This is a genomic window from Streptomyces tropicalis (genome assembly GCF_029269835.1).
GTDB classification, from domain to species: Bacteria; Actinomycetota; Actinomycetes; order Streptomycetales; family Streptomycetaceae; genus Streptomyces; species Streptomyces tropicalis.
This window is the reverse complement of the sequence record NZ_JARJBB010000014.1, coordinates 48,001-74,899: the sequence shown is the minus strand read 5'-3', so window position 1 is coordinate 74,899 and position 26,899 is coordinate 48,001. Positions and strand designations below refer to the sequence as shown.

Annotated in this window: 26 protein-coding genes; 14 read left to right on the top strand and 12 right to left on the bottom strand. The window is 74.4% G+C overall.

Annotated features, from left to right (window positions below; all coding sequences use genetic code 11):
• The first annotated feature begins 95 nt into the window (after nt 1-95).
• The 3 genes from P3H78_RS23860 to P3H78_RS23850 all read left to right on the top strand — a co-directional run bounded on the left by P3H78_RS23860 (nt 96) and on the right by P3H78_RS23850 (nt 4,053).
• Nucleotides 96-2,006, top strand: a complete 1,911-nt coding sequence (locus P3H78_RS23860; protein WP_276111182.1) for a zinc metalloprotease — start codon at nt 96-98, stop codon at nt 2,004-2,006.
• Between the two features lie 130 nt (nt 2,007-2,136).
• Complete coding sequence (locus P3H78_RS23855) at nt 2,137-2,811, top strand: hypothetical protein (RefSeq protein WP_276111181.1); 675 nt, start codon at nt 2,137-2,139, stop codon at nt 2,809-2,811.
• 318 nt (nt 2,812-3,129) lie between these two features.
• On the top strand, nt 3,130-4,053 hold the full coding sequence (locus P3H78_RS23850; protein WP_276111180.1) for a Bax inhibitor-1/YccA family protein: 924 nt from the start codon (nt 3,130-3,132) through the stop codon (nt 4,051-4,053).
• 97 nt (nt 4,054-4,150) lie between these two features.
• On the opposite strand, the gene P3H78_RS23845 is transcribed toward P3H78_RS23850, so the two are convergent.
• On the bottom strand, nt 4,151-4,378 hold the full coding sequence (locus P3H78_RS23845) for a DUF4287 domain-containing protein (protein ID WP_276111179.1): 228 nt from the start codon (nt 4,376-4,378) through the stop codon (nt 4,151-4,153).
• A gap of 101 nt (nt 4,379-4,479) precedes the next feature.
• On the opposite strand from P3H78_RS23845, the gene P3H78_RS23840 reads away from it, so the two are divergent.
• A complete protein-coding gene (locus tag P3H78_RS23840) occupies nt 4,480-4,791 on the top strand; it encodes a hypothetical protein (RefSeq protein WP_276111178.1) in 312 nt (103 codons plus the stop codon).
• Nucleotides 4,792-4,860: 69 nt separating this feature from the next.
• On the opposite strand, the gene P3H78_RS23835 is transcribed toward P3H78_RS23840, so the two are convergent.
• From P3H78_RS23835 to P3H78_RS23825, 3 genes are all read right to left on the bottom strand, one after another.
• Nucleotides 4,861-5,682, bottom strand: a complete 822-nt coding sequence (locus tag P3H78_RS23835; protein WP_276111177.1) for a hypothetical protein — start codon at nt 5,680-5,682, stop codon at nt 4,861-4,863.
• 351 nt (nt 5,683-6,033) lie between these two features.
• The gene (locus tag P3H78_RS23830) at nt 6,034-7,254 is read right to left on the bottom strand and encodes an acetyl-CoA C-acetyltransferase (protein ID WP_276111176.1); all 1,221 of its coding nucleotides are present in this window, start codon (nt 7,252-7,254) and stop codon (nt 6,034-6,036) included.
• Between the two features lie 142 nt (nt 7,255-7,396).
• Nucleotides 7,397-8,422: an SGNH/GDSL hydrolase family protein gene (locus P3H78_RS23825; protein ID WP_276111175.1), complete on the bottom strand. Its 1,026-nt coding sequence runs from the start codon at nt 8,420-8,422 to the stop codon at nt 7,397-7,399.
• Between the two features lie 156 nt (nt 8,423-8,578).
• On the opposite strand from P3H78_RS23825, the gene P3H78_RS23820 reads away from it, so the two are divergent.
• Entirely contained in the window at nt 8,579-9,967 is a 1,389-nt protein-coding gene (locus P3H78_RS23820; protein ID WP_276111174.1) for a cystathionine beta-synthase, read from the top strand.
• Nucleotides 9,968-10,471: 504 nt separating this feature from the next.
• Here P3H78_RS23820 and P3H78_RS23815 read toward each other — a convergent pair.
• Complete coding sequence (locus tag P3H78_RS23815; protein WP_276111173.1) at nt 10,472-10,903, bottom strand: hypothetical protein; 432 nt, start codon at nt 10,901-10,903, stop codon at nt 10,472-10,474.
• 130 nt (nt 10,904-11,033) lie between these two features.
• Between P3H78_RS23815 and P3H78_RS23810 the strand changes: the two genes are divergently transcribed.
• Together P3H78_RS23810 and P3H78_RS23805 are read left to right on the top strand one after the other, a co-directional pair.
• Nucleotides 11,034-11,576 (top strand): GNAT family N-acetyltransferase, encoded by a 543-nt coding sequence (locus P3H78_RS23810; RefSeq protein ID WP_276111172.1) that lies wholly within the window; start codon nt 11,034-11,036, stop codon nt 11,574-11,576.
• Nucleotides 11,577-11,712: 136 nt separating this feature from the next.
• Nucleotides 11,713-12,555, top strand: coding sequence for a MurR/RpiR family transcriptional regulator (locus P3H78_RS23805; protein WP_276111171.1), 843 nt, complete (start codon nt 11,713-11,715; stop codon nt 12,553-12,555).
• A 250-nt stretch (nt 12,556-12,805) separates the two neighbouring features.
• On the opposite strand, the gene P3H78_RS23800 is transcribed toward P3H78_RS23805, so the two are convergent.
• From P3H78_RS23800 to P3H78_RS23780, 5 genes are all read right to left on the bottom strand, one after another.
• On the bottom strand, nt 12,806-13,180 hold the full coding sequence (locus tag P3H78_RS23800) for a roadblock/LC7 domain-containing protein (RefSeq protein ID WP_276111170.1): 375 nt from the start codon (nt 13,178-13,180) through the stop codon (nt 12,806-12,808).
• 20 nt (nt 13,181-13,200) lie between these two features.
• The gene (locus P3H78_RS23795; protein WP_276111169.1) at nt 13,201-13,695 is read right to left on the bottom strand and encodes a roadblock/LC7 domain-containing protein; all 495 of its coding nucleotides are present in this window, start codon (nt 13,693-13,695) and stop codon (nt 13,201-13,203) included.
• Between the two features lie 13 nt (nt 13,696-13,708).
• Complete coding sequence (locus tag P3H78_RS23790; RefSeq protein ID WP_276111168.1) at nt 13,709-14,560, bottom strand: transcriptional regulator; 852 nt, start codon at nt 14,558-14,560, stop codon at nt 13,709-13,711.
• Nucleotides 14,557-14,949 (bottom strand): hypothetical protein, encoded by a 393-nt coding sequence (locus P3H78_RS23785; RefSeq protein ID WP_276111167.1) that lies wholly within the window; start codon nt 14,947-14,949, stop codon nt 14,557-14,559. Before P3H78_RS23785 ends, P3H78_RS23790 begins: the two co-directional genes overlap by 4 nt.
• Before the next feature lie 169 nt (nt 14,950-15,118).
• Nucleotides 15,119-16,609 (bottom strand): type III PLP-dependent enzyme domain-containing protein, encoded by a 1,491-nt coding sequence (locus tag P3H78_RS23780; RefSeq protein WP_276111166.1) that lies wholly within the window; start codon nt 16,607-16,609, stop codon nt 15,119-15,121.
• Nucleotides 16,610-16,882: 273 nt separating this feature from the next.
• Here P3H78_RS23780 and hutU point away from each other — a divergent pair, with 273 nt between their 5' ends.
• The 4 genes from hutU (at nt 16,883) to hutI (ending at nt 22,330) form a co-directional block, all read left to right on the top strand.
• Nucleotides 16,883-18,547 carry a urocanate hydratase gene (gene hutU / locus P3H78_RS23775; RefSeq protein ID WP_276111165.1) on the top strand — a complete coding sequence of 555 codons (1,665 nt, stop codon included), beginning with the start codon at nt 16,883-16,885 and terminating at the stop codon, nt 18,545-18,547.
• Nucleotides 18,544-19,761: an allantoate amidohydrolase gene (locus P3H78_RS23770; protein ID WP_276111164.1), complete on the top strand. Its 1,218-nt coding sequence runs from the start codon at nt 18,544-18,546 to the stop codon at nt 19,759-19,761. Before hutU ends, P3H78_RS23770 begins: the two co-directional genes overlap by 4 nt.
• Nucleotides 19,758-21,092 (top strand): formimidoylglutamate deiminase, encoded by a 1,335-nt coding sequence (locus tag P3H78_RS23765; protein ID WP_276111163.1) that lies wholly within the window; start codon nt 19,758-19,760, stop codon nt 21,090-21,092. Before P3H78_RS23770 ends, P3H78_RS23765 begins: the two co-directional genes overlap by 4 nt.
• 62 nt (nt 21,093-21,154) lie before the next feature.
• Nucleotides 21,155-22,330: an imidazolonepropionase gene (hutI, locus tag P3H78_RS23760; RefSeq protein ID WP_276111262.1), complete on the top strand. Its 1,176-nt coding sequence runs from the start codon at nt 21,155-21,157 to the stop codon at nt 22,328-22,330.
• A 36-nt stretch (nt 22,331-22,366) separates the two neighbouring features.
• Here hutI and P3H78_RS33585 read toward each other — a convergent pair whose 3' ends face one another.
• Nucleotides 22,367-22,714 carry a ricin-type beta-trefoil lectin domain protein gene (locus tag P3H78_RS33585; protein ID WP_438828032.1) on the bottom strand — a complete coding sequence of 116 codons (348 nt, stop codon included), beginning with the start codon at nt 22,712-22,714 and terminating at the stop codon, nt 22,367-22,369.
• Nucleotides 22,715-23,225: 511 nt separating this feature from the next.
• Between P3H78_RS33585 and P3H78_RS33580 the strand changes: the two genes are divergently transcribed.
• On the top strand, nt 23,226-23,999 hold the full coding sequence (locus tag P3H78_RS33580) for a hypothetical protein (protein ID WP_438828029.1): 774 nt from the start codon (nt 23,226-23,228) through the stop codon (nt 23,997-23,999).
• Nucleotides 24,000-24,179: 180 nt separating this feature from the next.
• Here the strand turns inward: P3H78_RS33580 and P3H78_RS23750 are convergent, their stop codons facing one another.
• Nucleotides 24,180-25,103 (bottom strand): RNA polymerase sigma factor SigF, encoded by a 924-nt coding sequence (locus tag P3H78_RS23750; RefSeq protein ID WP_438828028.1) that lies wholly within the window; start codon nt 25,101-25,103, stop codon nt 24,180-24,182.
• A 247-nt stretch (nt 25,104-25,350) separates the two neighbouring features.
• Between P3H78_RS23750 and P3H78_RS23745 the strand changes: the two genes are divergently transcribed.
• Together P3H78_RS23745 and P3H78_RS23740 are read left to right on the top strand one after the other, a co-directional pair.
• Nucleotides 25,351-25,728, top strand: a complete 378-nt coding sequence (locus P3H78_RS23745) for an STAS domain-containing protein (protein ID WP_276111162.1) — start codon at nt 25,351-25,353, stop codon at nt 25,726-25,728.
• 247 nt (nt 25,729-25,975) lie between these two features.
• Nucleotides 25,976-26,524, top strand: a complete 549-nt coding sequence (locus tag P3H78_RS23740; protein WP_276111161.1) for an ATP-binding protein — start codon at nt 25,976-25,978, stop codon at nt 26,522-26,524.
• Nucleotides 26,525-26,899: the final 375 nt, after the last annotated feature.

Here is a 26,899-nt window from a genome sequence, read left to right as displayed (position 1 = left end):
GGGCGGACCGCGCGGGGGGTACTGCGCGGTCCGCCCCCGGAGCCGAACCGGGGGAGAGCGGGGAGGACGGGGGCGGACGTGGGGGGAGACCACACATGACGGTGCTCGGAGACGGGGCGCCGACGCTGTACGACACGGGACCGGTTCCCGGGCCCGGCGGCTGGCCGGTGACGTACGAGCAGGCGACGACGGGCCGGCTGCCGGTCGTCGAGCCGCCGGCGCTGGTGCCGCGGCTCAGCGCGGGACTGAAGCTGCACGGCGAGTACCAGGGGTCGGGGTTCACCGAGCCGAAGTACATCGCCCGCCGGGGGGACGGGCAGGTCGTGCAGCTCTCCCGGCTGCTCTACCTCGTCGCCTCCTCCGTCGACGGCACCCGCGACGTCGAGACCATCGCCCACCGGGTCAGCGCGCGCTTCGGCCGCGAGGTCAGCGGCGACAACGTCCGCTTCCTGGTGGAGCAGAAGCTGGAACCGCTCGGCGTCACCGTGCCCGAGGGTCAGGAGAGCGAGGAGGTCGACGCCCCGCGCTCCGACCTGCTGCTCGCCCTCAAGGGCCACCGGGTCGTCTTCAACGAGCGCCGCACCGCACGGATCGCCCGCTCACTGGCCTGGCTGCACCGGCCGGCCGTGGTCGCCGCCGTCCTGCTGTCGGCGCTGGCCATGGACGTGTGGCTGTTCGGCTTCTTCGGGGCGATCGAGCCGGTGCTGGAGGTCCTGGACCAGCCGGTCCTGATCCTCATCGTCTTCGTGCTCACCGTGGCCTCGCTCGTCTTCCACGAGTTCGGCCACGCCTCCGCCTGCCGCTACGGCGGCGCCAGACCCGGATGCATCGGCTGCGGGCTCTTCCTCATCTGGCCGTCGATGTACACCGACGTCACCGACGTCTACCGGATCGGACGCGGCGGGCGGCTGCGCACCGACCTGGGCGGCGTGTACTTCAACGTCGTCTTCATGCTGGCCATGGCCGGGGCGTACTTCGCCACGGGGGCGCAGTTCTTCCTGGCCGCGGTCTATCTGGGGCACTTCGAGATCCTGGAGCAGCTGATGCCGGCCGTGCGGCTGGACGGCTACTACATCCTCGGCGACCTCGCCGGGGTGCCGGACCTGTACGGCAAGATCAAGCCGATCCTGCTGAGCCTCGTGCCCGGACGCTCCGGCCGCGCCGCCCGCAAGGAGGTCGCCGGGCTGAAGCGGTCGGCGCGCTCCGTCGTCGCCACCTGGGTGCTGACGATGGTGCCGCTGCTCGTCGGCGAACTCGGCTACGCCCTGTGGAACCTGCCGCGCATCATCGCCACGATGACGCGGTCGCTGACCGAGCAGATCACCGGCACCGGCTCCGCCTTCGCCGACGGGCGCATCGTGGAGGGCCTGGTCGGGGTCATCGGCTGCGTCATGCTGCTGTGCCCCATGGCCGGCGTCGTCTACCTGTCGGTGAAGCTGACCGGGCGGATCCTCCGGGCGGCCAAGCGGGCCACCTCGGGCCGGCCGGTGCTGCGGGTGGCGGTGTGCGCGCTCGCGCTGGCCGGACTGACCGGCCTCAGCTACGCGTGGGTGTCCGGGGTGACGCCGAAACCGCTGCCGAAGAAGCCGCCGATCGCGCCGATCCTGCAGCCCGGGGTGCCCACCCAGGAGCCGCAGCCGCGGCGGGCGTCCACCCCGGAAGGTCCGGCCTCCACCGGCCCGTCGGGCAGTGTTCCGGCGGGACCGTCCGGGGTGCGGGCCACCGGTCCGGCGGCCCGGTCCGGCGGCCCGTCGGCGGACGCCTCCGGCAGTGCGCCGGCCTCGCCCGGGGCGTCGGCCCCGGCGTCGGGGAGGCCGGCGACCACGTCCCAGAAGCCGCCGCCGTCCGGCGGGGGCGGCGCGGGGGGGCCGGACCCGTCGTCGTCGCCCGGGGGCGGGCCCGCGCCGGAACCCTCGCCGACCCCCTCGGAGAGCCTGCCGCCGTCGTCCCCGGCAAGTCCGTCCCCGCCGCCGGCCACCGAGTCGCCCAGCCCGGCGTCGACCTGAGGGCCGGCGCGTCCCGGAGGCGGGCGCGGCCCGGGGGCGGGCCCGGACGGCGGGCCCGCCCCCGGGCCGTGCCCGCCGCATCCGGCAGCGCCGCTCGCGCCCGTACGAACCATCCAGCGCAGGAGAACCAGTGAGCAGTCATCGCAAACCACGCTCCACCAGCAATCCGTTCACCGGGCGCGTCGCCCGCATAGGCCTGTTCGCGGCCGGGGTCGCCGGGGTGGCCACCGCCGTGCCGGCCCAGGCCGCCACCGCCGCACCGCACGCCGCGATCGCCTCCGACAACGTGTTCAGCCACACCGACCGGATGCACCACACCCAGGTCCGCGACAGCTTCACCGTCCGTCAGTTCGGCACGGTGAACGCCGCCTCCGTCCGCAATCAGGCCAATGCCGTGTCGGCCGGCTGCTCGGCGGACGACGCCTGCCGCTCGGTGGCGCTGTCCTTCCAGATCGTCACGATCGCCGGGGAGCGCACCCACCTCAACGCCGTGAACCTCAGCGACGCGGCGAACAAGAAGTGCACCGGCTGCCAGACCCTGGCGGGCGCCTACCAGTTCGTCGTCTCCACGCCCCGGCCGTTCCTCCTCGACGACGACGCCCGGCACCGGCTCGCCGACATCCACCGCCGGCTGGACGCACTCACCCGCTCCTCCCTGCCGGCCGCCGACCTGAAGACCCGGGTCGACGGGCTCGCCGCCGAGGTGAGCGGCGTCCTGCACGACGCCGTCGCGCGCGCCCCGAAGGGCGACGCACAGCCCGACGTGACGCTGCACCGCCACCTGGAGGGCTGGCCGGGCCACTGACCGCGGCGCACGCACGCCGCCCCCGGCCGACCGCCGTGCCCGCGACCTGACCGGGCGGGCACGGCGGTCGGTGGCGTGCCCCGGGGCGGGCAGCTACCGCCCCGGGGCACGCCCCTGCGGGTCCGATGATCTCCGGCCGATTCCGGACGTGTCCCGGAACAGTCATGAATGGGGGCGGTCGTGGCCGGGAATCACCTGGCCGCGTAGCGTGTTGGCCAGCAGAGCGAGGGAAAGATCCTTCCCAGGTACTAGGATCGATCCTTTGCCTTTCCATTACTCTTGAGCCAAGGCCGTGCTGTGCGGCCATGGAGGAGTGAGATGAGGAGCAGAAACCCGGTCTTCTCGCGACGGGGCTTCAGCCGCGACAACGGCTACGCGGGCTTCAACGCCGCGCCGCAGGCCGGGGGTCCCGCTGTCGGCACGCAGGGCCATCCGTACGCGCAGGGCAACCCGTACGCCCAGCCGAGCGGAAACCCCTACGCGCAGAACCCGTACGCCCAGAACCCCTACGCCCAGCAGGACCTGCAGGGCGCCCCGCCGCAGGCACCGGCCACCACCGGCCGCATGACCATGGACGACGTCGTCCTGCGCACGGCGTCCACGCTCGGCACGCTGATCGTGACGGCCGCGCTCGCCTGGGCGCTGCTGCCGGTCGACGACGCCCACATCAACCGCTCGTACGGCATCGGTGTGGCCGCCGCGCTGGTCGGCATGGTGCTGGCCTTCGTGCAGTCCTTCAAGCGCAAGGCCTCGCCCGGGCTGATCCTGACGTACGCGGCCTTCGAGGGCGTCTTCCTCGGCGTCGTCTCCAGCGTCGTCGACAACCGCATCGCCAGCGGTGCCGCCATGCAGGCGGTGATCGGCACCATGGCGGTCTTCGCCGCCGTGCTGGTCGCGTACAAGGCGGGCTGGATCCGCGTCAACCGCCGTTTCTACGGCTTCGTGATGGCGGCCGCGCTCGGCTTCGTCCTGCTGATGATGGTGAACCTGCTGTTCGCGGTCTTCGGCGGCGGTGACGGCCTCGGCTTCCGCAGCGGCGGCCTCGGCATCTTCTTCGGCGTCGTCGGCGTCATCCTCGGCGCCTGCTTCCTCGCCCTGGACTTCAAGCAGGTCGAGGACGGCATCGCCTACGGCGCCCCGCGCGACGAGGCCTGGCTCGCCGCCTTCGGCCTCACGATGACGCTGGTGTGGATCTACATGGAGTTCCTGCGGCTCATCGCGATCCTCAACCAGAACGACTAGCGCGCCGACGGCAGTCGCACCGCAAGGGCCCCGGGGAAGACCCCGGGGCCCTTGCGCGCGACCGGGCCGCGCCGGACGCCGGGCCGGTGGTGCGCGCCTACAGCAGCTTGCGCGCGGCCCTCCTCAGGTCGTACTCGTGGATGAGCGCCTTGGCGTGGCCGTACGCGAGGTCGTGCTCGTGGCGGAGCCAGCTGACCTTCTCCTCGAAGCGGAGCGCGGGGCCTTCTTCGACGGTGCGCAGCCAGTCGGAGACTTCACGACCGGTGCAATGGGGGATGCGGGCGAGCAGGTTGCGGTGGGTCTCTTCGGAGAAGACTTGGGACATCGGCGCCTCCGGACGCGTTCGATGAAGCCGGTCCTTCACGTCACCGTGCCTGAGCGTTCGCGTATTGGCAACAGTCCTGCCGCGACGCGTAGTCTCGCCGCGTGGTTGACACGACACCTCTGATCCGGGCAGTGGATCACTTCGCCGACCGTCTCCGGGCCGCACCCCAGAGCCGCCTGCAGCGCAGCGGCGCGGCCGAGGCCCTCGGACTGGCGCGGGAGTTGGCTCGGCGTGCGCAGCTGCGCGAGGAACCGGGACGCGAGCCGCGGGAGATGCCGGACGCCGGCATGTTCGCAGCCGCGGACCAGGTGACCGTCGCAGGACGCGATCTGGCGCTCGTCCTCGGCAGCGCGGCCGAGGTGGACGAGGCGGTGGTCCTGGTGGAGGAGGCCCGGCAGCGGGCCGGTGTCTGACACGCCGGGGCCGGACCGGCGCACGTCCCGCACGTCACGCTCCGCCGGAGAGGCGGAGGGCCGGGGCGGTCAGAGCGAGGCGATGACCCGGTCGGCCAGGATGTACACGTTCTCCTCGCCGCAGGCGAAGGTGAGGGCGTAGGCGCCGGACACGCCGGAGCCGCCGAGCAGGACCGGGGCGCGTCCGGCGTGCAGGGCGGCCGACAGGCGCTCCGCGGTCTCCCGGTGGCCGGGGGTCATGCACAGGGTGGTGCCGTCGGCGAAGACGTAGACGTCCAGGGTGCCCAGCGGCCCGGGGCGCACGTCGGCCAGCTCCACCGCGGAGTCGGCCAGCTCCTCCAGGGTCGCCACCGTGCGCTCGTGGTCGCCGGCGACCGGCGACGGGGACGGCGTGAAGTCGGGGTGCGAGGGGTGGCGGCGGCGGGCCGCGGCCAGCTCGGCGGACTCCCTCGGGGTCCCGCCCGGGACGCCGTCCTCGCCGGCGGGGTCCTCGGCGTCCGCGCCGGGCTCGGCCACCGGCTCCAGCGGCTCCAGACCCGCGAAGTCGGCCTGGCGGGGCAGGAACAGCTCGCTGTCGTTGAGACCGAGCAGCGTGGGTGTGTCGCCCGCGTCGCGGGCCTCCTGCGCGGCCCAGAAGGCGCGCGCCTCGGCCAGCTCCCGCTCCCGCTCCTCGGCGAGCGCCTGGGCCACGGCGGTGCGTATCTGCTCCGCGTCCGCCTGGGTGCGGGCGGCCGGCAGCAGGGCGCGCGTGGCGGCGGCCTGGCTCTCGGCGAGCTGGGTGTGCAGTGCTGCGACCTGGCGGCGCAGCGCCATGAGCGTGCGCAGGACGGCGACGCCCACGGCACCGGTGGCGGCCGTGATGAGCAGCAGGGCGATGGGCATGGCGCTCACTGACGTACTCCCGGGTTCAAGGTCGACCCCCGACTTCCTACATCAGCTTGAAGGGCGGACTAAGCAGCTGTCAGTGCGTAACGTCACGAAAGGGACAGGAACTTCGCCTGTGCGTCCCTTCCGTGGCCACGCTGACCTGCAGCTATCCCCATTCCGGGGGAGTTAGGTCACATCCTGGGGGAGATTCGATCACAAAACGGCCCGGAATCCATCCGTTTCTTGGATTCCGGGCCATTCGCTCACTCAGGGTGCTACGGCGGCCACCGACGGTCCTCCGGCGGGCCGTTGGGCGGCCTTCCGGCCGCTCCGCCGACCGGCCGTCCGGTCGGGCCACCGGTGGCCGCGCGGCGATCAGCTGAGGCGCTCGACGACCATCGCCATGCCCTGGCCGCCGCCGACGCACATCGTCTCCAGGCCGAACTGCTTGTCGTGCCACTGGAGGGAGTTGATCAGCGTGCCGGTGATGCGGGCGCCGGTCATGCCGAAGGGGTGGCCGACCGCGATGGCGCCGCCGTTGACGTTGACCCTGTCCAGGTCGATGCCGAGGTCGCGGTAGGAGGGGATCACCTGCGCGGCGAACGCCTCGTTGATCTCGACCAGGTCGATGTCGCCGACGGACAGCCCGGCCCGGCGCAGCGCCTGCTTGCTGGCCTCGACCGGGCCGAGGCCCATGATCTCCGGGGACAGGCCGGAGACGCCGGTGGACACGATCCGGGCGAGCGGGGTCAGGCCGAGCTCGCGGGCCTTGGTGTCGGACATGATCACGAGCGCGGCGGCGCCGTCGTTGAGCGGGCAGCAGTTGGCCGCGGTCACCAGGCCGTCGGGGCGGAAGACCGGCTTCAGGCCCTGGACGCCCTCCAGCGTGACGCCGGCGCGGGGGCCGTCGTCCTTGCCGACGACCGTGCCGTCGGGCAGCGTCACCGGGGTGATCTCGCGCTCCCAGAAGCCGTTCTTGACCGCTTCCTCGGCGAGGTTCTGCGAGCGGACGCCGAACTCGTCCATGTCCTGGCGGGTGACGCCCTTGAGGCGGGCGAGGTTCTCCGCGGTCTGGCCCATCGCGATGTACGCGTCGGGCACGAGGCCGTCCTCGCGCGGGTCGTGCCAGGTGGTGCCCTCCTGCGCGGCGACCTCGGCGGTGCGGGCCTCGGCCTCGGCGAACAGCGGGTTGTGCGTGTCCGGGAGGCTGTCGGAGTTGCCCTTGGTGAAGCGGGAGACCGTCTCGACGCCGGCCGAGATGAAGACGTCGCCCTCGCCGGCCTTGATGGCGTGCAGGGCCATGCGGGAGGTCTGCAGGGAGGACGAGCAGTACCGGGTGACCGTGCAGCCGGGGAGGTGGTCCATGCCCATCTGCACGGCGACGATCCGGCCGAGGTTGTTGCCCTGCTCGCCGCCGGGCAGGCCGCAGCCGAGCATCAGGTCGTCGATGTCCCTCGGGTCCAGTTCGGGGACCTTCGCGAGGGCCGCCTGGATGATCGTGGCGGTGAGGTCGTCCGGTCGCAGGTCCTTGAGGGAGCCCTTGAAGGCGCGGCCGATGGGGGAGCGGGCGGTCGAGACGATGACGGCTTCGGGCATCACGGCTCCATACGGAAGAGCGGGCAGGGCTGTCTGGGAAGTTACCGGTACGTACGGACCGGGTCACGGGGGTCGGGGTGTGATCCTGACCGCAACTTTCTAAGCGCTTGCTTTGTTCCGGACCGGCCGGACGGCCGGAAGGTCACGGGGACGGGGTGGCCGGGGCCGCCTCCGGCTCGGGCACCCGGCGGCGCCGGCGGCGCTTGAGCAGGGCCCACGGCCCGCGCGGACCCGTCGGCATCGCGGCCGTGACCTCCGTACCGGCCTCGGAGGCCGCCTCGGCGGCGGCCCGCGCCACCGGCAGGAAGCCCTCGCGCCGGAAGGCGTCCGGACGCTCCTCCTCCGGCCACAGCCCCAGCGCCGCGCAGACCGTCGGCAGCACCGCCATCGCCGCCGTGGCGTACCCCTCGGCGGACGGGTGGTAGTGGTCGGGCCCGAACAGCTCCCGCGGATTCGCCGCGAACTCCGGGCCCAGCAGGTCGCCGAGCGACACCGTGCGGCCGCCCTGCTCCACCACCCCGATGGTCTGCGCCGCCGCCAGCTGGCGCGACGCCCGGCGGGCCAGCCAGCGCAGCGGCTGCTGGACCGGCTCGATCGTGCCGAGGTCCGGGCAGGTCCCCACCACCACCTCCGCGCCCGTCGTGCGCAGCCGGCGCACCGCGGCCGACAGGTGCCGCACCGACCGCGTCGGCGGCATCCGGTGCGTCACGTCGTTGGCCCCGACCATGATCACGCAGACGTCCGGCATCCGGTCCGGATCGCCCAGGACCAGGCCCACCTGGCGGTCCAGGTCGTCCGACTGCGCGCCCGGCGCGGCCACGTTGCGCAGGTCCACCGGCCGCTCCGCCACCGCCGCGAGCCCCGACGCCAGCAGCGCGCCGGGCGTCTGCCCGGCCCGGTGGACGCCCTGCCCCGCGGCCGTGGAGTCACCCAGCAACGCCAGCCGCAGCGGCGACTCGCCCGGAGCGTCGTAGCCCCGGCCGTACACGCCGTCGGCCGACGGCAGGCGTCCGCCCCGGCCGTTGCCCCGGACATGCCGCCTCGCCAGCTGCGCCTCGGCCAGCAGCAGTCCCGCGGCGGCCGCGCCCACCAGGCCGATCCCCCCGCCGCCGTACGCGGCGCCGGCCGCGATACGCCGGGCCACCCTCGCCCTCGACATGCTCGTCATGCCTCGCCGCCACCTCCTCGTAGCCGTACATCCACTCCTTGCCCCGTACCGGCCGTCGTCCAATCTCGACAGGGAGTGAACGCCCGCCCCCTTCCCGTCCCTGGCCTTAGGCTGGCGGCACCACTACGACATCTTTTGCAGCAACCGGAGACAACGGTGCAATTCCACGACTCGATGATCAGTCTCGTCGGCAACACCCCGCTGGTGAGGCTCAACAACGTCACTCAGGGCATCCGGGCCACCGTCCTGGCCAAGGTGGAGTACTTCAACCCGGGCGGCTCCGTGAAGGACCGCATCGCCCTGCGCATGATCGAGGCGGCCGAGCAGAGCGGCGAGCTCAAGCCCGGCGGGACGATCGTCGAGCCGACCAGCGGGAACACCGGTGTCGGCCTCGCCATCGTGGCCCAGCAGAAGGGCTACAAGTGCATCTTCGTGTGCCCGGACAAGGTCTCCACCGACAAGATCAACGTGCTGCGCGCCTACGGGGCGGAGGTCGTGGTCTGCCCCACGGCCGTGGACCCGGAGCACCCGGACTCGTACTACAACGTCTCCGACCGGCTGGTCCGTGAGACGCCCGGCGCCTGGAAGCCCGACCAGTACTCCAACCCCAACAACCCGCTCTCGCACTACCACTCCACCGGCCCCGAGCTGTGGGAGCAGACCGAGGGCCGGATCACCCACTTCGTGGCGGGCGTCGGCACCGGCGGCACCATCTCCGGCACCGGCCGCTACCTGAAGGACGCCAGCGACGGCCGCGTCAAGGTGATCGGCGCCGACCCGGAGGGCTCGGTCTACTCCGGCGGCTCCGGGCGCCCGTACCTCATCGAGGGCGTCGGCGAGGACTTCTGGCCCACCGCCTACGACCGCACGGTCGCCGACGAGATCGTCGCCGTGTCCGACAAGGACGCCTTCCAGATGACCCGGCGGCTGGCCAAGGAGGAGGGCCTGCTGGTCGGCGGCTCCTGCGGCATGGCCGTCGTCGCCGCGCTGCGGGTCGCCGAACGGCTCACCGAGGACGACGTCGTGGTCGTGCTGCTGCCCGACAGCGGCCGCGGCTACCTCAGCAAGATCTTCAACGACGAGTGGATGGCCGACTACGGCTTCCTCGACGACGAGGGCACGAGCGCGCGCGTCGGCGACGTCCTCAAGGACAAGGAGGGCGGCATCCCGTCCCTCGTCCACATGCACCCGGACGAGACCGTGGGCGAGGCCATCGAGGTGCTGCGCGAGTACGGCGTCTCGCAGATGCCGATCGTGAAGCCGGGCGCCGGCCACCCCGACGTCATGGCCGCCGAGGTCGTCGGGTCCGTGGTGGAGCGGGAGCTCCTGGACGCGCTGTTCACCCAGCGGGCCTCGCTCCAGGACCCGCTGGAGAAGCACATGTCCGCACCGCTGCCGCAGGTCGGCTCCGGCGAGCCGGTCGCCGACCTGATGTCCGTGCTCGGCGCGGCGGACGCGGCGATCGTGCTGGTCGAGGGCAAGCCGACCGGTGTGGTCAGCCGGCAGGACCTGCTGGCCTTCCTGGCCAAGGCGGGCCGGCCGTAGCAGGCCCGGACGCCGGCCGGACCGCGGGGAACGCGCGGTGACGGCCGGCCGAGGGGGCGTCGCGCCCGCGCCACGAGCGTGTCACGTCGGCGCAGCACCCGCTTAACACGCGTCCGGCAGAGTGAGGGGTGTCGGCACGGCGGCGGGGCACCGCCCGGGAACGCACCCCGGGGCGTCCCGTTCCGCGCCGGTGCGGAACGGCGTCACGGACCTCCGGAGCGGCTCCCGGACCTCCATGGACGCCACGGACGCGCAAGCCCGGCCCTGACCCGGCCCGCGTCCGCCGCGGGGACCGCCGTCGTCCCGCCCCCCGGCAACGGGGGAGCGGCGGTCCCCGCGCACCCCTCTCGCCGGGTGCCCCGCACCACCGGCGGCCCGACCGGCTCCCGCCCGCTCCGGGGGCCGGGACCGCCCGGCGGTGCGGCACCCGTGTCGTCCCGGCTCCCCCGCCCGCCCGGCACCGACCGCGGCCCCGTCCGCCTCCGTCCTCCCCTCCCGGCCCGCTCACGCCTCCCGGTCGCCGTCACGTTCCGCGCGGCGCCGGCGGCCGAACGGGCCGGGGTCGGCACGCACCGCCTGGGCGACGTTGACGCCGACGATCCCGGCCCAGGCGACGACGAGCCCCGGCAGCTGCGCCATGGTGACGGCGACCGCGGTCAGCGGCACCGCGAGGACCAGCGAGACCACCCCGAAGCCGAAACGCTCCCCCCGGCCGCCGGTCCGCGCCGGCCGCGCACCGCGGGCCTCGGCCATCCGCTGCTCGGCCAGCTCCCGGCGCACCCGGCGCTCGACCACGCCGTCGATGCGCCGGTCGACCTTCTCCAGGAAGGAGTCGATCAGCGCGGGCTCGTACTCCTCGCCCAGCTCACCCCTGGTGCGCAGGGTGGCGTCCAGGTCCTTCGTCAGATCCGCGTCCCGCGGGTCCCGTGGCGTCATGCCGGTCAGGCTAGGCAGCCGGGACCCGCCACCGCACTGGGGAAAACCCCCCGACCGGGCATCCCGGCGGAGCGGACGACCGCCCCGGATATGCTGCCTCGTCCCCACCAGGCCAGGGAGGCCCTCCACCATGACCGGCACCACCCCGTCCTTTCCCGCACGCATCGAGCTCGCGGGGGAAGGGCTCGTCCTGCGGGACTGGACGGAAGCGGACCTCGCCGCGATGCCGGAGCTGTTCGACCACCCCGACATCGCGTACTGGACACCGATCGCCTCCCCCTTCGACGCGGCGGCCGCCCGCGCACGACTGGACCGGTGCCGGCGGCTGCGGGCGGAGGGCACGGCCGTCCTGCTCGCCATCACGGCCGACGGCGGCGCACCGCTCGGCGAGGTCATGCTGCGGCGAGCGCCCGAGGGCACGGAGATCGGCTACGCGGTCGGACCGGCGCACCGCGGCCGGGGGCTGGCGGCGCGGGCGGTGCGGGTGATGGCCGCGTACGCCTTCGAGCAACTGGGCGCGGAACGCGTGATCCTGGAGCTGGAGGCCGAGAACGCCGCCAGCGTCGCCGTGGCGACCAGGGCCGGCTTCGGCCTCCTCGACGTACCGCTGATCAAGGGGGAGGAGAAGGGGCGGCCCTTCATCCTGCAGACCTGGGGCCTGGATCGCCCCTGACAGGAGCCTGCCCCCGGCGGCCCTCCCGCCTGCTTGCCCGTCTGCATGACCTCATGCAGAGTTCTGGGTATCTGAATAGAAGGTGGTCGGGGAGTACTCTCCCGGGGCGTCGAGACTTCTGGAGGGGGAGTACGTCATGAGCGTGACCGACAGTCCTGCCGCGCGGTTGCAGGCGCTCTTCGAGGGGCACCGGCTCACGCCGACCCAGCGGCGCATCGCCCACAGCATGGTCCGGCGCGCCGCCGACGTGCCCTTCCTGTCCAGCGTCGAACTGGCCGAACTGGCCGGTGTCAGCCAGCCGTCCGTGACCCGCTTCGCCGTGGCGCTCGGGTTCGACGGCTATCCGGCGCTGCGCCGGCACCTGCGCGAGGTCGCGCCGGCCGAGCCCGCCGCCCGCCCCGCCTCCTACAACGAGTACCAGCAGGCCGTCGAGGCCGAGATCGAGAACCTGCGGCACCTCGCGGCGGCACTTGCCGACCCGGAGCCGGTGCGCCGGGCCGGCCGGATCCTGGCCGCCTCCCGCCCGCTGCCCGTCCTCGGCCTGCGCGCCGCAGCCTCCCAGGCCTACGGCTTCACGTACTTCGCCGCCAAGGTCCATCCCGACGTACGGCTGCTCGACGAGGGCGGCACCATGGTCCAGGACCGGATCGACGCGGCCGTCCGGGCCGGGGCGAGCGCACTGCTGTGCTTCGCGCTTCCGCGGCACCCGCGCGAGGTCGTCGACGCCCTCGCCCACGCCCGGGAGGCCGGGCTGACCGTCGTCACGGTCGCCGACTCCGCGTTCGCGCCGGTCGCCAAGTTCTCCGACCTGCTGCTGCCCGCCGCCGTGGGCACCGGCCTCGCCTTCGACACGGCCTGCGCGCCGATGCTGCTCGGCCGGGTCCTGCTGGAGGCGATGTGCGACGACCTGCCGGACGCACAGGCACGGCTGGAGGAGTTCGACGTGCAGGCGGCGGCGCGGAGCCTGTTCGTCGAGTGACGGACCGCCCCCGCCCGCGTTCTCGGACGCGTCTCGGGTGCGGCCGCCAGACTCCCGGCCCGGACGACGGGCCCTCGGACCGCGGCCCCGCACCAGCTGGAGCGGTCGCTGAACGTGGGCGCCCCGGCGCCCGTAGTACACGGTGAGGCCCCGGCGCCCGGCTCCCGTCGGTGCCCGGGTGCGGCGGGGAGGGGGTCTCCCCGTGCGGCGCGGGCGGTGACGGGAGCCCGGTGGCGGGGCCCGGGGTGGTTCAGACCTCCAGGTCCTCCTCGATCCGGCGCAGCTGGTGACGGGCCATCGCCAGGTTGGCCCGCTTGTTGTCCAGCACGAGGTAGAGGAAGAGGCCGTTCCCGCCGCGCCCGCTGATCAGGCGGATCATGTGGTACTGGTCGGACAGCGTGATCAGGATGTCCTCGATCTGCGCCTTGAGGCCGAGGTGCTCCATGGTGCGCATCTTCGCCCGGACGACGTCGGTGTTGCCGGCGGCGGCGACGTTCAGGTCGAAGGTCTTGCCGCCGCCCAGCGTGCCCAGCGCCATGCCGCTGGTGTAGTCGACGAGTGCGACCGCGGTGGCGCCCTCGATGGAGGCGAGCGCTTCCTTGAGGCAGGTGTCGGTGTTCGCCATGGGTGGTTCTCCCTGTTCTCTCAACTATCGGTGGTGGTGGGCGCGTTCGGCGCCGTGGTGCGCGGTGTGCGCGTGGTTCTGGTCCGTGGGGTGCCGGTCCTGGCGGCGGCCTTCACCGGCGGCCTGGCCGGGGCCCGGGCGGCGGCCTCGGCGTCGACCAGCTCGCCGATGCGGCCGCCGGCCCGGCGGCCCTCCAGGTGCAGGCGGCCGACGTTGATCCGGTCCTGGGCGAGCAGCGTCAGCACGGCCGTGTGGCCGGCCGCGTACGTCGCCACGTAGCCGTGGACGCCCCGCAGCAGCAGCTCGCGCAGCTCGCCCCGGGCGGTCACGTCCGCCATGCGGACGGCGACGCCGAGCGCGGTCGCGGTGAGCGCGGCCAGGCTCTCCGGCTCCACGCCCGGGGTGTCGTGGGCCAGGACCAGGCCGTCGACGCTCGCGGCGAGGGCACCGGTCAGCTGGGGCACCCGGGCTCTGAGCCGGCGCAGTTCCTCCAGGATTTCGGGCTCGGCTGCCATCCGGTGTCTCCTCTCAAAGGGCCTCCAGCGCATCCCTGAGCCTCTTCAGCAACGTGATGTGGGGGTCGGTGGTGTACGCCAACTGCTCGGCGGCCGCGGGCGTGTGCGTGTGCGGGGGCGGGTGGACGACGGGCTCCGGCGCGGCCGGTGCCCGCGGCGCCACCAGGCCGGCGGCGACCAGGCGCCGGACGTCCACCAGGGTGTGGAACGACTGCCGTCCCAGCCCGTGGGCCAGACCGGTGGCGGTGCGGGTGCCGTCGATCCGGTCCAGCAGGGTCTGCTGCCGGGTGGTGAGCTTCGGGGCCCCGGAGGCGTACGTCCGCTCCAGCGGGGCCTCGTCCGGCGTCGCGTCGGGCCAGATGCGGTCCAGCAGGTCCCGCCGGCGCAGCGTCTCCCGCTCCAGCGCCGCGACCTGGACCGGCAGGACCGGTCCGAGCCGGTGGGCAACGCCGTAGCGGAAGCGGCCGGGGGCGCTGCTCGGCGCGAGCGCGAAGTACGCGGCGTCGTACAGCGCGCCCAGGTGGCACAGCTGGAGCGCCCCGGGGGACAGGTGGCCGCCGTCCAGCAGCAGGCGCGCGGCGCCGTGCCGGCCGTCGGAGCGGGCGACGGCGTCCTGCCACACCTCCGGCGCGAGCGTGCCGTGCGCGGTCAGCAGCGCGTCCAGCCCGGCCGCCGCGGGGCTCTCCGCGTGCACCACCATCCCCTCGGCGAGGTACAGCGTGCCGCGGGCCCGCACCAGGACGCCGGTGGCCCGCTCGGCGGCGAGCCGGGTCAGCATGGGCGACAGCCCGCCCCAGGCCCGCTCGGTGGCGGAGGCGCGGTCCCGGACCGGCAGACGCGGCGGTGGGGTCCCGACCATGGTCATCCCAGCACCAGCCGTTCGGCCATCTCGCCCAGGCGTATCCGGGCCAGGGCCAGGTTGCCCTCGGCGCGGGCCAGCCACAGGTGCAGGAAGACGCTGCTGTCGAAGGAGGTGTCCACGAATCGCAGCAGGTGGTAGCTGTCGCGGTTGCTGACGATCAGGTCCTCGACCGGCGGACGTTCGCCGCCGGGGTCGTCGGCCGCGGCGAAGGCGCCGTGCTCGGCGGCCAACCGCGCCAGCTCGGCGGCCTCGGCCGCGGTGGTCTCGTGGTCCCCGCCCGGCGACTCCCCGACCGTGCCCAGTGCCAGGCCGCTCGTCCAGTCCACCAGCGAAGCCCCGCGCGCGCCGGGCAGCCGCATGGCTTCCAGCAGGCACTCGTCGATTCCGGGCACCGTGTCTTCCCCTCCCGCCTCGGGTTCGGCTGAGTGATGCCGACGCTACGCACGGTGTGCGCGGGTGATGAGGGATCTGGCATTTTCCGGTGGAACATGCGACCGAGGCACTAGTGTGGGTCGACTGACCCGGTTTTCACACCAGATGCACGGGAGTTCCCCGGGGGCGTCACGGGCGCCCGGGGGTCCGCAGGGCGGTGAGCGCCGAAGCGTGTCCTCCGCCCGAGGCGGCCACGATCTCGTCGAGCGTCTGCGGCGCCCGCACGGTCGCGAAGGCCACCCGGCCCGACGGGTCCTGCGCGAAGCCGAGGACTCCCGGCCGGGCGAGCGAGTTGTATCCGTAGTGGTGGGCGAAATAGTACGCGCCGGTGTCCAGCGCGGCGGCGATGTCGCCCGGTTCGAGCCGGGGCAGCGCGCGGCCCTCGGCGAGCAGGTCGCCGGCGAAGCACGCGGGGCCCGCGACGTCCTGCACCACCTCGGGTCCCGTCCGGGGCCGCCCCGCGGCGTCGTACGAGGCGATGCGCAGCGGCCATGCGCCGGGCGCGTACACCGTGCGGGTGGCGACCTGCACCCCCGCGTGCGTGACCGCGACCGGCCGCCCGCCGGCCTGCTTGGTGTACTCCACCCGGGCCAGCACCGTGCCGTGCTTGGCGAGCAGCGACCGCCCGAACTCGGTGACCAGCCCGTACCGCCCGTCGAACAGGCCCGGCACCGCCTCCCGCAGCAGCCGCGCGTACCGGGCGAAGGCCGGGTCGGTCTCGTCGGAGGTGAAGTTCACCGGCAGCCCGCCGCCGATGTCCAGGGTGTCGATCCGCCGCGTGCCGGCCCGTGCGTTGATCTCCTCGGCCAGGGCGTACGTCCGGGCCACCCCCTGCGCCATCAGCTCCAGGGGGACGCCCTGCGAGCCGGTGTGGGTGTGCAGCCGGGTCACCCAGGGGCGGTCCAGGCAGGCCCGGACGACCCAGGCCCGCGCACCCTCGTCCTCCAGCGCCACGCCGAACTTCGAGGTCGGCGTCGCCGTCGAGAGCGCCGCGATGGAGCCGGCGCCGATCTGCGGATTGACCCGGATGCCCACGGAGGGCCGGGGCCCCGCACCGGGGGCGCCGGCGACCAGCGCGTCGAGCCGGTCCAGTTCCTGCGGGTTGTCCACGTTGACGGCGACGCCCAGCGCCAGGGCCTCGCGCAGCTCGCCGGCCGTCTTGGCGGGGGAGTCGAGGACGGTGCGCCCGGCCGGGACGCCCGCCGCCCGCGCCAGGGCCAGCTCGCCGGGGCTCGCGACCTCGGCGCCGACGCCCTCCTCGTGCAGGAGTCGCAGCACCGGCACCAGCGGGGCCGCCTTCACCGCGAAGGCGTGCAGCACCGGTGTCCCCGGCGCGGCCACCTCCGCGAACGCGGACCGCAGCGCAGCCGCCGACTCCCGGATCCCGGCCACGTCGAGCAGGCAGACGAGGGGTTCGTCCGGCCCGATCAGCCCCTGGGCGACCGCGGCCCGCACGGCGGCGTCCCGGCGCCGGGCGCGCCGCCCCGCCTCCCCGGGGCCGCCCGGCCCGCCCGCCTCCCGGGTCCCGGCCGCCGGCCGCTGCTGCTCCCCGGCCGCGGCCGGCTGTCCCTGGTGCTGCTCGCCCATGCCGTTCGCGTCCCCCGGCCGAGGGGTGCTCATGCATCCGGCCGACCCGCCGGTGCGCCGATCCGCGGGGGTGCGCCGGTGCCGGCGACGGAGGGGCGGGTCCGCGGATGCGGGGGCGCGGGCGGGCGGCGGGCGGGGCGCGGAGGGGGAGAGTGCGGCGCGGAGCGCGGGGGGAGCGCGGACCGGGCCGGGGCGTGCGGCAGTGCGCCCGGCGTGCGCCGTGGTGTCGTGCCGATGTATTGACTAGTTCTATTCAGAGGTTCAGGATGTGAATAACGACAGCAACAATGCGCCGGGAGGCAGACGATGTCAGGACCCCGCCCCGTACGGGCGCCGCGCGGTACGGAACTGAGCGCCCTGGGGTGGCAGCAGGAGGCCGCCCTGCGGATGCTGCAGAACAACCTGGACCCCGAGGTCGCCGAGCACCCCGACCAGCTCGTCGTCTACGGCGGCACCGGCAAGGCCGCCCGCGACTGGCGCTCCTTCGACGCGATGGTGCGGACGCTGCAGGGTCTGAAGCAGGACGAGACCATGCTCGTCCAGTCCGGCCGCCCGGTCGGCGTCATGCAGACCCACGAGTGGGCCCCGCGCGTCCTCATCGCCAACTCCAACCTGGTCGGCGACTGGGCGAACTGGGAGGAGTTCCGGCGCCTGGAGGCCCTCGGCCTCACCATGTACGGCCAGATGACCGCCGGATCCTGGATCTACATCGGCACCCAGGGCATCCTCCAGGGCACCTACGAGACCTTCGCCGCCGTCGCCGCGAAGAAGTTCGGCGGCACCCTGGCCGGCACCATCACCCTGACCGCGGGCCTCGGCGGCATGGGCGGCGCCCAGCCGCTCGCCGTCACCATGAACGACGGCGTCGCCCTCTGCATCGACTGCGACCCGCGCGCCATCGACCGCCGCATCGAGCACCGCTACCTCGACGTCAGGGCCGACTCCCTCGACCACGCGCTGCGGCTGGCCACCGAGGCCCGCGACGCCCGCCGCCCGCTGTCCATCGGCGTCCTCGGCAACGCCGCCGAGCTGGTCCCGCAGCTGCTCGCGATGGACGCGCCGATCGACATCGTCACCGACCAGACCTCCGCCCACGACCCGCTGGCCTACCTGCCCGTCGGGATCGCCTTCGAGGACATGGCCGACGCCGCCGCCAAGGACCCTGCCGGCTTCACCGCCCGCGCCCGCGAGTCCATGGCCCGGCACGTCGAGGCCATGGTCGGCTTCATGGACGCCGGCGCCGAGGTCTTCGACTACGGCAACTCCATCCGCGGCGAGGCCCGGCTGGCCGGATACGACCGGGCGTTCGCCTTCCCCGGCTTCGTGCCCGCCTACATCCGCCCCCTGTTCTGCGAGGGCAAGGGCCCCTTCCGCTGGGCCGCCCTGTCCGGCGAGGCCTCGGACATCGCCAGGACGGACAAGGCGATCCTGGAGCTGTTCCCGGAGAACGAGTCCCTGCACCGCTGGATCAGGATGGCCGGCGAGCGCGTCCACTTCCAGGGCCTGCCCGCCCGCATCTGCTGGCTCGGCTACGGCGAGCGCGACAGGGCCGGCGAGCGCTTCAACGACATGGTGGCCTCCGGCGAGCTGGCCGCCCCGCTGGCCATCGGCCGCGACCACCTCGACTGCGGCTCCGTCGCCTCCCCGTACCGCGAGACCGAGGCCATGCTCGACGGCTCCGACGCGATCGCCGACTGGCCGCTGCTGAACGCCATGGTCAACGTCGCCTCCGGCGCATCCTGGGTCTCCCTCCACCACGGCGGCGGCGTCGGCATGGGCCGCTCCATCCACGCCGGCCAGGTGACCGTCGCCGACGGCACGCCCCTGGCCGGGGAGAAGATCCGCCGCGTCCTCACCAACGACCCGGGCATGGGCGTCATCCGGCACGTGGACGCCGGCTACGACATCGCCGAGTCGGTCGCGGACGAGCGGGGCGTCCGCGTCCCGATGCGCGAGGGTGAGGGGCGTTGAGCTTCCACAGCATGTGGGCGGAGCTGCTGCCGGTCGGCCGCAGCTCCGCCTCCGGCGGCTACCGCCGCTACGCCTGGACCGGCGCCGACGCCGAGTGCCGCACCTGGTTCCGCGAGCAGGCCGAGGCGCGCGGGATGGCCCACGAGACCGACCGCAACGGCAACCAGTGGGCCTGGCTCGGCGACCCCGCCGCCGGCGACGCCGTCGTGACCGGGTCCCACCTGGACTCGGTGCCCGACGGAGGAGCCTTCGACGGCCCCCTCGGCGTGGTGTCCTCCTTCGCCGCCCTGGACGAACTGCGCGACAGGGGGGCGCGGTTCACCCGGCCGGTGGCCGTCGTCAACTTCGGCGACGAGGAGGGCGCCCGCTTCGGGCTCGCCTGCGTCGGCTCCCGGCTCACGGCCGGCCGGCTCACCGCCGAGGAGGCCCACCGCCTCACCGACGGCGACGGGATCACCCTCCCGCAGGCCATGGAGGCCGCCGGGTACGACCCCGGCGCGATCGGACCGGACCCGGAGCGCCTCGCCCGCATCGGCGCGTTCGTCGAACTGCACGTCGAGCAGGGCCGTGCCCTCGACCTCACCGGCGACGCGGTCGGTGTCGCCAGCGCCATCTGGCCGCACGGCCGCTGGCGGTTCGACTTCCACGGCGAGGCCAACCACGCCGGCACCACCCGCCTCGCCGACCGCCGCGACCCGATGCCGTCGTACGCCGAGACCGTGCTCGCGGCCCGCCGTGAGGCCGAACTCGCCGGAGCCGTCGCCACGTTCGGCAAGATCTCCGTCGAACCGAACGGCGTCAACGCCATCCCCTCCCTGGTGCGCGGCTGGCTGGACTCCCGTGCCGCCGACCAGGAGACCCTGGACGGCGTGGTCACCGGCATCGAGAAGGCGGCCCGCGAGTACGCCGCCGCCCACGGCGTCGACCTCGACGTGGTCCGCGAGTCCTTCACGCCCGTCGTCGAGTTCGACCACGCCCTGCGCGACGAGGTCGCCCGCATCCTCGGCCGGGACACCGGTCTCACGGTGCCCGTCCTCGCCACGGGCGCCGGACACGACGCCGGCATCCTCTCCGACCGCATCCCGACCGCCATGCTGTTCGTGCGCAACCCCACCGGCGTCTCGCACTCCCCGGCCGAGTCCGCGACCGAGGACGACTGCCTGGCCGGGGTGCGCGCGCTCGCCGACGTACTGGAAGGGCTGGCCTGCAGGTGACACGCACGTACTGGCTGGAGCATGCCTGGCTCGGCACCGGCGCCGAGCCCGGTGTGGCACTCGACGTCCGCGACGGACGCATCGCCGCCGTCCGCACGGACGTGCCCGCGCCGCCGCCCGGCGCCGAGGTGCTGCGCGGCCTCACCCTGCCCGGACTCGCCAACGCCCACAGCCACGCCTTCCACCGGGCCCTGCGCGGCACCGTCCAGGTCGGCTCCGGCACCTTCTGGACCTGGCGCGAGGTCATGTACTCCGTGGCCGACCGGCTCACCCCCGACACGTACCGCGCGCTCGCCCGCGCCGTGTACGCCGAGATGGCGCTGGCCGGCATCACCTGCGTCGGCGAGTTCCACTACCTGCACCACGCCCCGGGCGGCATCCGCTACGCCGACCCCAACGCGATGGGCGAGGCGCTGATCGAGGCCGCCGCGGAGGCGGGCATCCGCATCACCCTCCTCGACACCGCCTACCTCTCCGCGGGCTTCGGCGAACCGCCCACCCCCCACCAGCGGCGCTTCAGCGACGGCAGCGCACACGACTGGGCGGAGCGCGCCGCCGCGCTCAAGGAGCGCGACCACGCACGGATCGGAGCGGCGATCCACTCCGTGCGGGCCGTGCCCGCCGACCGGCTGGCGACCGTGGCGGGCTGGGCCGAGGAGCGGCGGGCCCCGCTGCACGTGCACCTGTCGGAGCAGACCGCCGAGAACGACGCCTGCCACGCGGCCCACGGCTGCACGCCCACCCGGCTCCTCGCCGACCACGGCGTCCTCGGACCGCGCACCACCGGGGTGCACAGCACCCACCTCACCGACGACGACATCGCCCTGCTCGGCGGCTCCGGCACCGGCACCTGCATGTGCCCCACCACCGAGCGGGACCTCGCCGACGGCATCGGCCCGGCCGTCGCCCTCCAGCGCGCCGGCTCCCCGCTCTCCCTCGGCTCCGACAGCCACGCCGTGATCGACCTGCTCGAAGAGGCCCGCGCGATGGAGCTGAACGAGCGGCTGCGCACCCGCACCCGCGGACACTGGACGGCCGCCGCCCTGCTGCGCGCGGCCACCGCCGACGGCCACGCGGCCCTCGGCTGGACGGACGCCGGCACCCTCGAACCCGGCGCCCTCGCCGACCTGACGACGATCGCCCTCGACTCGGTCAGGACGGCCGGACCGCTGCCCCGGCTGGGCGCCGAGACGGCCGTCTTCGCCGCGACCGCCGCGGACGTACGGCACACGGTCGTGGGCGGCCGGACCGTCGTACGGGACGGCGTCCACACGCGTGTGCCCGACGTGGCGTCGGCACTGGCGGACGCGATCGACGCCCTGCGCGGCTGAACCCCCGCGGCGTGCTCGAGGACGCCGAGAACGCCGAGAACGCCGAGGACACCGAGGACATCATGAGCAGCAGCACCGTCATCACCGGCATCACCACGCTGGTCACCAACGACCCCTCCGTCGGCGACCGGTCCCCCCTGGGGCTGATCCGGGACGCGGCCCTCGTCATCGAGGGCGACCGCGTCGTGTGGACCGGTGAGGCCGGCACGGCACCCGCCACCGACAACCGGGTCGACGCCGGTGGCCGCACGGTGATCCCCGGCTTCGTGGACTCCCACTCCCACCTCGTCTTCGCGGGCGACCGCACCGAGGAGTTCAACGCCCGCATGTCGGGCCGCTCCTACACCGCCGGCGGCATCCGCACCACGGTCGCCGCCACCCGCGCCGCCGGCGACGCGGAGCTGGAGGCCAACCTCGTCCGCCACCTCGCCGAGGCGCTGCGCCAGGGCACCACCACCTTCGAGACGAAGTCCGGCTACGGCCTGACCGTCGAGGACGAGGCCCGCGCGCTGCGCATCGCCGCCCGCCACACCGACGAGGTCACCTTCCTCGGCGCCCACATCGTCTCCCCCGAGTACGCCGACGACCCGGCCGCGTACGTCGACCTCGTCACCGGCCCGATGCTGGACGCCTGCGCCCCGCACGCCCGCTGGATCGACGTCTTCTGCGAGAAGGGCGCCTTCGACGGCGACCAGGCCCGTGCGATCCTCACCGCCGGCCGGGCCCGGGGACTGCACCCGCGCATCCACGCCAACCAGCTCGGTCACGGCCCCGGCGTGCAGCTCGCGGTCGAGCTCGACGCCGCCAGCGCCGACCACTGCACCCATCTGACGGACGCCGACGTGGACGCCCTGGCCTCCGGCCGCACCGTCGCCACGCTGCTGCCCGGCGCCGAGTTCTCCACCCGGGCCGAGTGGCCCGACGCCCGCCGCCTGCTGGACGCAGGCGCCACCGTGGCCCTCTCCACGGACTGCAACCCGGGCTCGTCCTACACCTCCTCGATGCCCTTCTGCATCGCGCTCGCCGTCCGCGACATGGGGATGACGCCCGACGAGGCGCTCTGGTCGGCGACGGCCGGCGGCGCCGCGGCCCTGCGCCGCACCGATGTCGGCCGCCTCGCCCCCGGCGCGCGGGCCGACCTGGCCCTCCTGGACGCGCCGAGCCATGTGCACCTGGCCTACCGTCCGGGCGTCCCGCTGGTCACCGGTGTCTGGCGGCGCGGGACACGCGAGGTCTGACCGCCCGGGCGTCCCGCCCGCGCCCCCGGCGGGCGCTCAGGAGGCGCCCGCCCGCCAGCGCTGCAGGCTGCCGCCGTCGAGCGGGGCGAAGGAGAGGTCGCCGTCGGCGTTCGCCGTGAGCGCGGTCCCGGGGGCGACGGCGGGCCGGACGACCCCGTCCGCGTCGACGGTGAAGGTCAGGTTCTGCCCGTGCCGGCCGTATACCGAGGAGCACTCCCAGATCCCGACACCGTTGTCGACGGACCCGCGGCTGTCGAGGCAGAAGCCGGGATCGGCGGCGGACTGGAGCACCCCGCGCGCGGCGTCGACCCGCCAGCGCTGGGTGGGCGAGTCCGTGCAGCGGTCCGTGACGACGTCCGTGCCGTCGTCGAAGTCGCCTGCCACGTCCAGGCAGCGGCCGGAGGCCGCGTCCACCACCTGCGCGGGCGCGGCGCCGGGCGGGTGCACCGGGGCGGGCGCCGGGGGCGGGACCGGATGCGGGGCGGCCGTGCGCGGCGGCGTCCGTGAAGACGTGGGCGAGGGGGGGGGACGTCGCCGACGGCGAGGGCGTGGCCGGAGGCGCGGGCACCGTGGCCGTGACCGTCACCTGCGGCGGGGCGGCGGGTGTGGCCACGGCCGCCGCCCCGGGCCGGTGGCTGCCGCCCGGGGCCGGCAGGAACAGCAGCAGCGGGCTCAGCGCCACGGCGAGCGCGGCCGCGGCGAGCCCGCGGCGCCGGGCGGCGGGCCATGCCTCGGCCGCGGCGCGCACCCCCGGCACCGGTTCGGCCGGGCGCCTGACGTACGCGGCACCGCTCCACGGCAGCAGTCCCTCGGCGAGTGCGGTGCACGGGTCGTCGCGCAGTGCGGACTGCTCCTCGAAGGCCGCCGTGCAGTGGGGGCAGTGCGCCATGTGGGCGTGCAGGTCGCTGCTCGGGCGCGGGGCGTCGGGCCGGACGGACTGCTCGATCAGCCGCCGGAAGTCGCCGCACCGGGGGTCGTCGGAGGCGGCGAGGCGCTTGCGCAGACAGGCGCCGGCCATGGCCTGGCGGGCCTGCCGGACGCCGTGGGCCACGTCCCCGGGGGTCAGGCCGAGGAAGACCGCGGTGCGGCGCTCGGGCTCCTGGTCCACGACGCCGTACCAGAGCAGGCCCTGGGCGCGGGAGGGCAGTGTCCGGAACGCGGCGAGCAGCGGCGGGACGGGACCCGCGGGGCCCGCCGTGTTCAGCACCAGCAGCAGGCCGGGGTCGATGCCGCCGGAGCGCTCGTCGCGGGCCCAGGAGGCGGCGACGCCTGCGGTCAGCAGCAGCAGGTGCAGCCGCAGCGGGACGCCCGGGTCGGTGCCGCGGGCCGTCTCGCGGGCCGCGAGGGTGAAGGCCTGCGCCGCGAGCTGGCGGGCGGCCGCGTCGCCGGTCGTGCACCGGCGGGCGTGGGCGAGGACCGCGGGCCGGTGCCGGGCGCGCAGTTCCCGGAGGGCCGGGTAGGCGGCCGAGGCGTCGGTGCGCAGCAGTCCGGTGAGCCGTTCGTCCGGAGTGTCCGCGTGCGTTCCGTCGCCCGTGTCCCCGGTCTCGACGTCGTCGTCGGTCACACCGGCCCGAGCCATCCGCGCGCCTCCTCGCCCCCGTACCGCTGCCGCGTGCGCGGCGACCTGGCCGGGGCCGCGGCATGGGCATACCGGCCGGTTTGCGGGTGACCATAGTGGTGGACGGGACCGGTGGGGGAAAGGGGTTACCTCAGGTAATCAAGCGGGCCGCACACGGACGGCCACGGGCGGCCCCGGCGCACGGCGTCCGGCGCCGCACTCGGCGCCGGACGGAGAACATCGCGTCGGCGGGGGCCCGGGACCCGTCCGGGCGGGCCCGGCGGGCCGGCCTCACTCCTCGGTGGTCAGCCCCCTGCGCAGCCGCCCCAGGGTCCGGGACAGCAGCCGGGAGACGTGCATCTGCGAGATGCCCAGTTCCTCGCCGATCTCCGACTGCGTCATGTTGGCCACGAAGCGGAGGGAGAGGATCTGCCGGTCCCGGGACGGGAGTTGGGCGATCAGCGGCTTCAGCGACTCGACGTACTCGATGCCCTCGAGGCCGTGGTCCTCGTAGCCGATGCGGTCCGCGAGCGCGCCCTCCGAGTCGTCCTCCTCGGGCTGGGCGTCCAGCGAGGAGGCGGTGTAGGCGTTGGAGGCGGCCATGCCCTCGACGACCTCGTCGCGGGAGAGGCCGAGGTGCTCGGCGAGTTCGGCCACCGTCGGTGCCCGGTCCAGGCGCTGGGCCAGCTCGTCCCCGGCCTTGGCGAGGTCGAGCCGCAGCTCCTGGAGCCGGCGTGGGACGCGCACGGACCACGAGGTGTCACGGAAGAAGCGCTTGATCTCGCCGATGATGGTCGGCATCGCGAAGGTGGGGAACTCCACGCCGCGGGCGAGTTCGAAGCGGTCGATCGCCTTGATCAGGCCGATCGTGCCGACCTGGATGATGTCCTCCATCGGCTCGCTGCGGGAGCGGAAGCGGGAGGCTGCGAACTTGACCAGGGCGAGGTTCAGCTCGACGAGCGTGTTGCGCACGTAGGCGTACTCGTGGGTGCCTTCCTCGAGGACGTCCATCCGCTCGAAGAGGGACTTCGACAGGGCCCGCGCGTCGTCGGGGGCCACTTCGTCGTACGGGGGGATGTCGGGCAGTCCGTCGAGGACGCCGCTCTCCTCGGGCCGTTCGGCGCTCTCGTGCCGCAGTCCGATGGGATCAAGACGGTCCTGGGGGGGTGTCGACGTCGCCGTGGGGGTATGCGATGCGTCGAGCCGGGGTGACATGATGTCCTCCATCGTTCTCGGCATGAGGCTGCCGAAGCCTTTTCGTGCACTGCGGTGTGCGGCGCCTCCAAAGCCGGCCGTGTCGGGTACGTGTCCTTACTAGCCCTACCCGGTTCCTCGACGTCACCGCAAGTGTGTTCTGTGGGGATATGTCCGTTTGTGTGCGGTTGTTCGGGTGTCGGAGTGGTGAGGGAAGGCGTAGTGTTCGAGGGCGTCAGAGCAGCCAAGACCCGGAGAGAGAGACGGCATGGACCGCGGGACGGTCGGCAGCGCACAGTCGGGCCGGCTTCTGGTGGAGGTGCGGCAGGAGGGATCCAGTGCCGTGGTGACCCCGGCCGGTGAGCTGGACCACCACACGGCCGACCTCTTGCGCGAGCCCCTGGACGAGTGCCTCGCCAAGGGGCGTTCGCGCCTGGTCGTGGACTGCTCGCGCCTGGAGTTCTGCGACTCCACCGGGCTCAATGTGCTCCTGGGCGCACGACTCAAGGCGGAGGCCGCCGGGGGTGGGGTCCATCTCGCCGGCATGCAGCCGGTGGTGGCGCGCGTGTTCGAGATCACCGGTGCGGAAGCGGTGTTCACCGTGCACGACACCCTCGACGACGCCCTCGCCGACGAGACCGGCTGAGCCGACCGCCAGGGCCCTCGACGTGTTTTTCCGTCCTCCCCCGACCGGTGCGTATCGGGCGTCACGCCCTTCGTGTCGAAATCGTGGGTGTTCCGCCGGGCGGGTCGGGCAGGAGACATCCAGAACGAGTCGACCGCTCGACGGGGAGCCGACGACCGCCCGTACGGCGTGTGTACCACTGACGTACTGACCGCATCCGTAGTGACTTCTTGATCGTGAATTGGTGAATCGGTGAGGTGAAGCGCTGATGAGCACCACCCGGCCTTACTCGCCGGGCGACCGCGGCCCGGAGGCCGGCGGCGCTTCCGGGGTGCCCGAGGGGGGCGTTCCGGTGGCCGGCACGCCCGTCGGGGGGGCGGCGGCCGTGCCGACCGTGTCGTCGGGGAGCCGACAGGTCCGCAGACTGACCTTCGACGGCGCGAGCGGCGTCGTGCCGCTCGCGCGTGACTTCGCCCGCCAGGCGCTGTACGCCTGGGGCTGGCTGCCGGCCGCGGGCGCCGACCAGCGGGCCGCCGCCGAGGACGTGCTCCTCGTGGTGTCCGAGCTGGTCACCAACGCGTGCCTGCACGCCGAGGGCCCGGACGAACTGGAGATCGCCTGCGACAACAAGGTGATCCGGGTCGAGGTCTCCGACCGCGGCACGGGCCAGCCGGCGCCCCGCACCCCGCACCGCGCGGGCCGTCCCGGCGGCCACGGCATGTTCATCGTGCAGCGCCTCTGCCTCGACTGGGGCGTGATGCGCGCCCCCGGTGTCGCCGGCAAGAAGGTCTGGGCCGAACTGGGCGCCCCCGCCTAGCCGGACCGGTCCCGCCCGAGCCGTCCCCGATGCGCGCCGGATCCCAGCGATCCGGCGCGCATCGCGCCGTCCGGCCCGTCCGCGCCGGTCCGCCCCTCGGACCCTGCCCCGCTCGCCCGGCCGTACGGGCACGCTCCGTCGCGCCCCACGGACCGCCCGGCGCCGGGACCGGCCTCGCTCCGCCTAGCCCCCCGAGCCCGGCTCTGCTCGCCCGGTACGGCTCCCGCCTGCGCCTGCGCCTGCCCGGTCCCTGTGGCCCGGCCCAGGCCGCGTTCGCGGTCCTCGGGCCCGTCCGGCGCGCCCTCGGCCGTCCTGGTCCGGCTCCGGTCCGCCCCTCTCGGACCCCGGCCCCGCTCGCCCGGGCCTACGGGCGCG

Excerpts from the sequence above, each read along its gene's own strand:
- P3H78_RS23860 (WP_276111182.1), top strand. The coding sequence starts at position 96 with ATGACGGTGCTCGGAGACGGGGCGCCGACGCTGTACGACACGGGACCG.
- P3H78_RS23850 (WP_276111180.1), top strand. The coding sequence starts at position 3,130 with ATGAGGAGCAGAAACCCGGTCTTCTCGCGACGGGGCTTCAGCCGCGAC.
- P3H78_RS23845 (WP_276111179.1), bottom strand. The coding sequence starts at position 4,378 with ATGTCCCAAGTCTTCTCCGAAGAGACCCACCGCAACCTGCTCGCCCGC.
- P3H78_RS23830 (WP_276111176.1), bottom strand. The coding sequence starts at position 7,254 with ATGCCCGAAGCCGTCATCGTCTCGACCGCCCGCTCCCCCATCGGCCGC.
- P3H78_RS23825 (WP_276111175.1), bottom strand. The coding sequence starts at position 8,422 with ATGACGAGCATGTCGAGGGCGAGGGTGGCCCGGCGTATCGCGGCCGGC.
- P3H78_RS23815 (WP_276111173.1), bottom strand. The coding sequence starts at position 10,903 with ATGACGCCACGGGACCCGCGGGACGCGGATCTGACGAAGGACCTGGAC.
- P3H78_RS23810 (WP_276111172.1), top strand. The coding sequence starts at position 11,034 with ATGACCGGCACCACCCCGTCCTTTCCCGCACGCATCGAGCTCGCGGGG.
- P3H78_RS23805 (WP_276111171.1), top strand. The coding sequence starts at position 11,713 with ATGAGCGTGACCGACAGTCCTGCCGCGCGGTTGCAGGCGCTCTTCGAG.
- P3H78_RS23800 (WP_276111170.1), bottom strand. The coding sequence starts at position 13,180 with ATGGCGAACACCGACACCTGCCTCAAGGAAGCGCTCGCCTCCATCGAG.
- P3H78_RS23795 (WP_276111169.1), bottom strand. The coding sequence starts at position 13,695 with ATGGCAGCCGAGCCCGAAATCCTGGAGGAACTGCGCCGGCTCAGAGCC.
- P3H78_RS23790 (WP_276111168.1), bottom strand. The coding sequence starts at position 14,560 with ATGACCATGGTCGGGACCCCACCGCCGCGTCTGCCGGTCCGGGACCGC.
- P3H78_RS23780 (WP_276111166.1), bottom strand. The coding sequence starts at position 16,609 with ATGAGCACCCCTCGGCCGGGGGACGCGAACGGCATGGGCGAGCAGCAC.
- hutU (WP_276111165.1), top strand. The coding sequence starts at position 16,883 with ATGTCAGGACCCCGCCCCGTACGGGCGCCGCGCGGTACGGAACTGAGC.
- hutI (WP_276111262.1), top strand. The coding sequence starts at position 21,155 with ATGAGCAGCAGCACCGTCATCACCGGCATCACCACGCTGGTCACCAAC.
- P3H78_RS23750 (WP_438828028.1), bottom strand. The coding sequence starts at position 25,103 with ATGTCACCCCGGCTCGACGCATCGCATACCCCCACGGCGACGTCGACA.
- P3H78_RS23745 (WP_276111162.1), top strand. The coding sequence starts at position 25,351 with ATGGACCGCGGGACGGTCGGCAGCGCACAGTCGGGCCGGCTTCTGGTG.
- P3H78_RS23740 (WP_276111161.1), top strand. The coding sequence starts at position 25,976 with ATGAGCACCACCCGGCCTTACTCGCCGGGCGACCGCGGCCCGGAGGCC.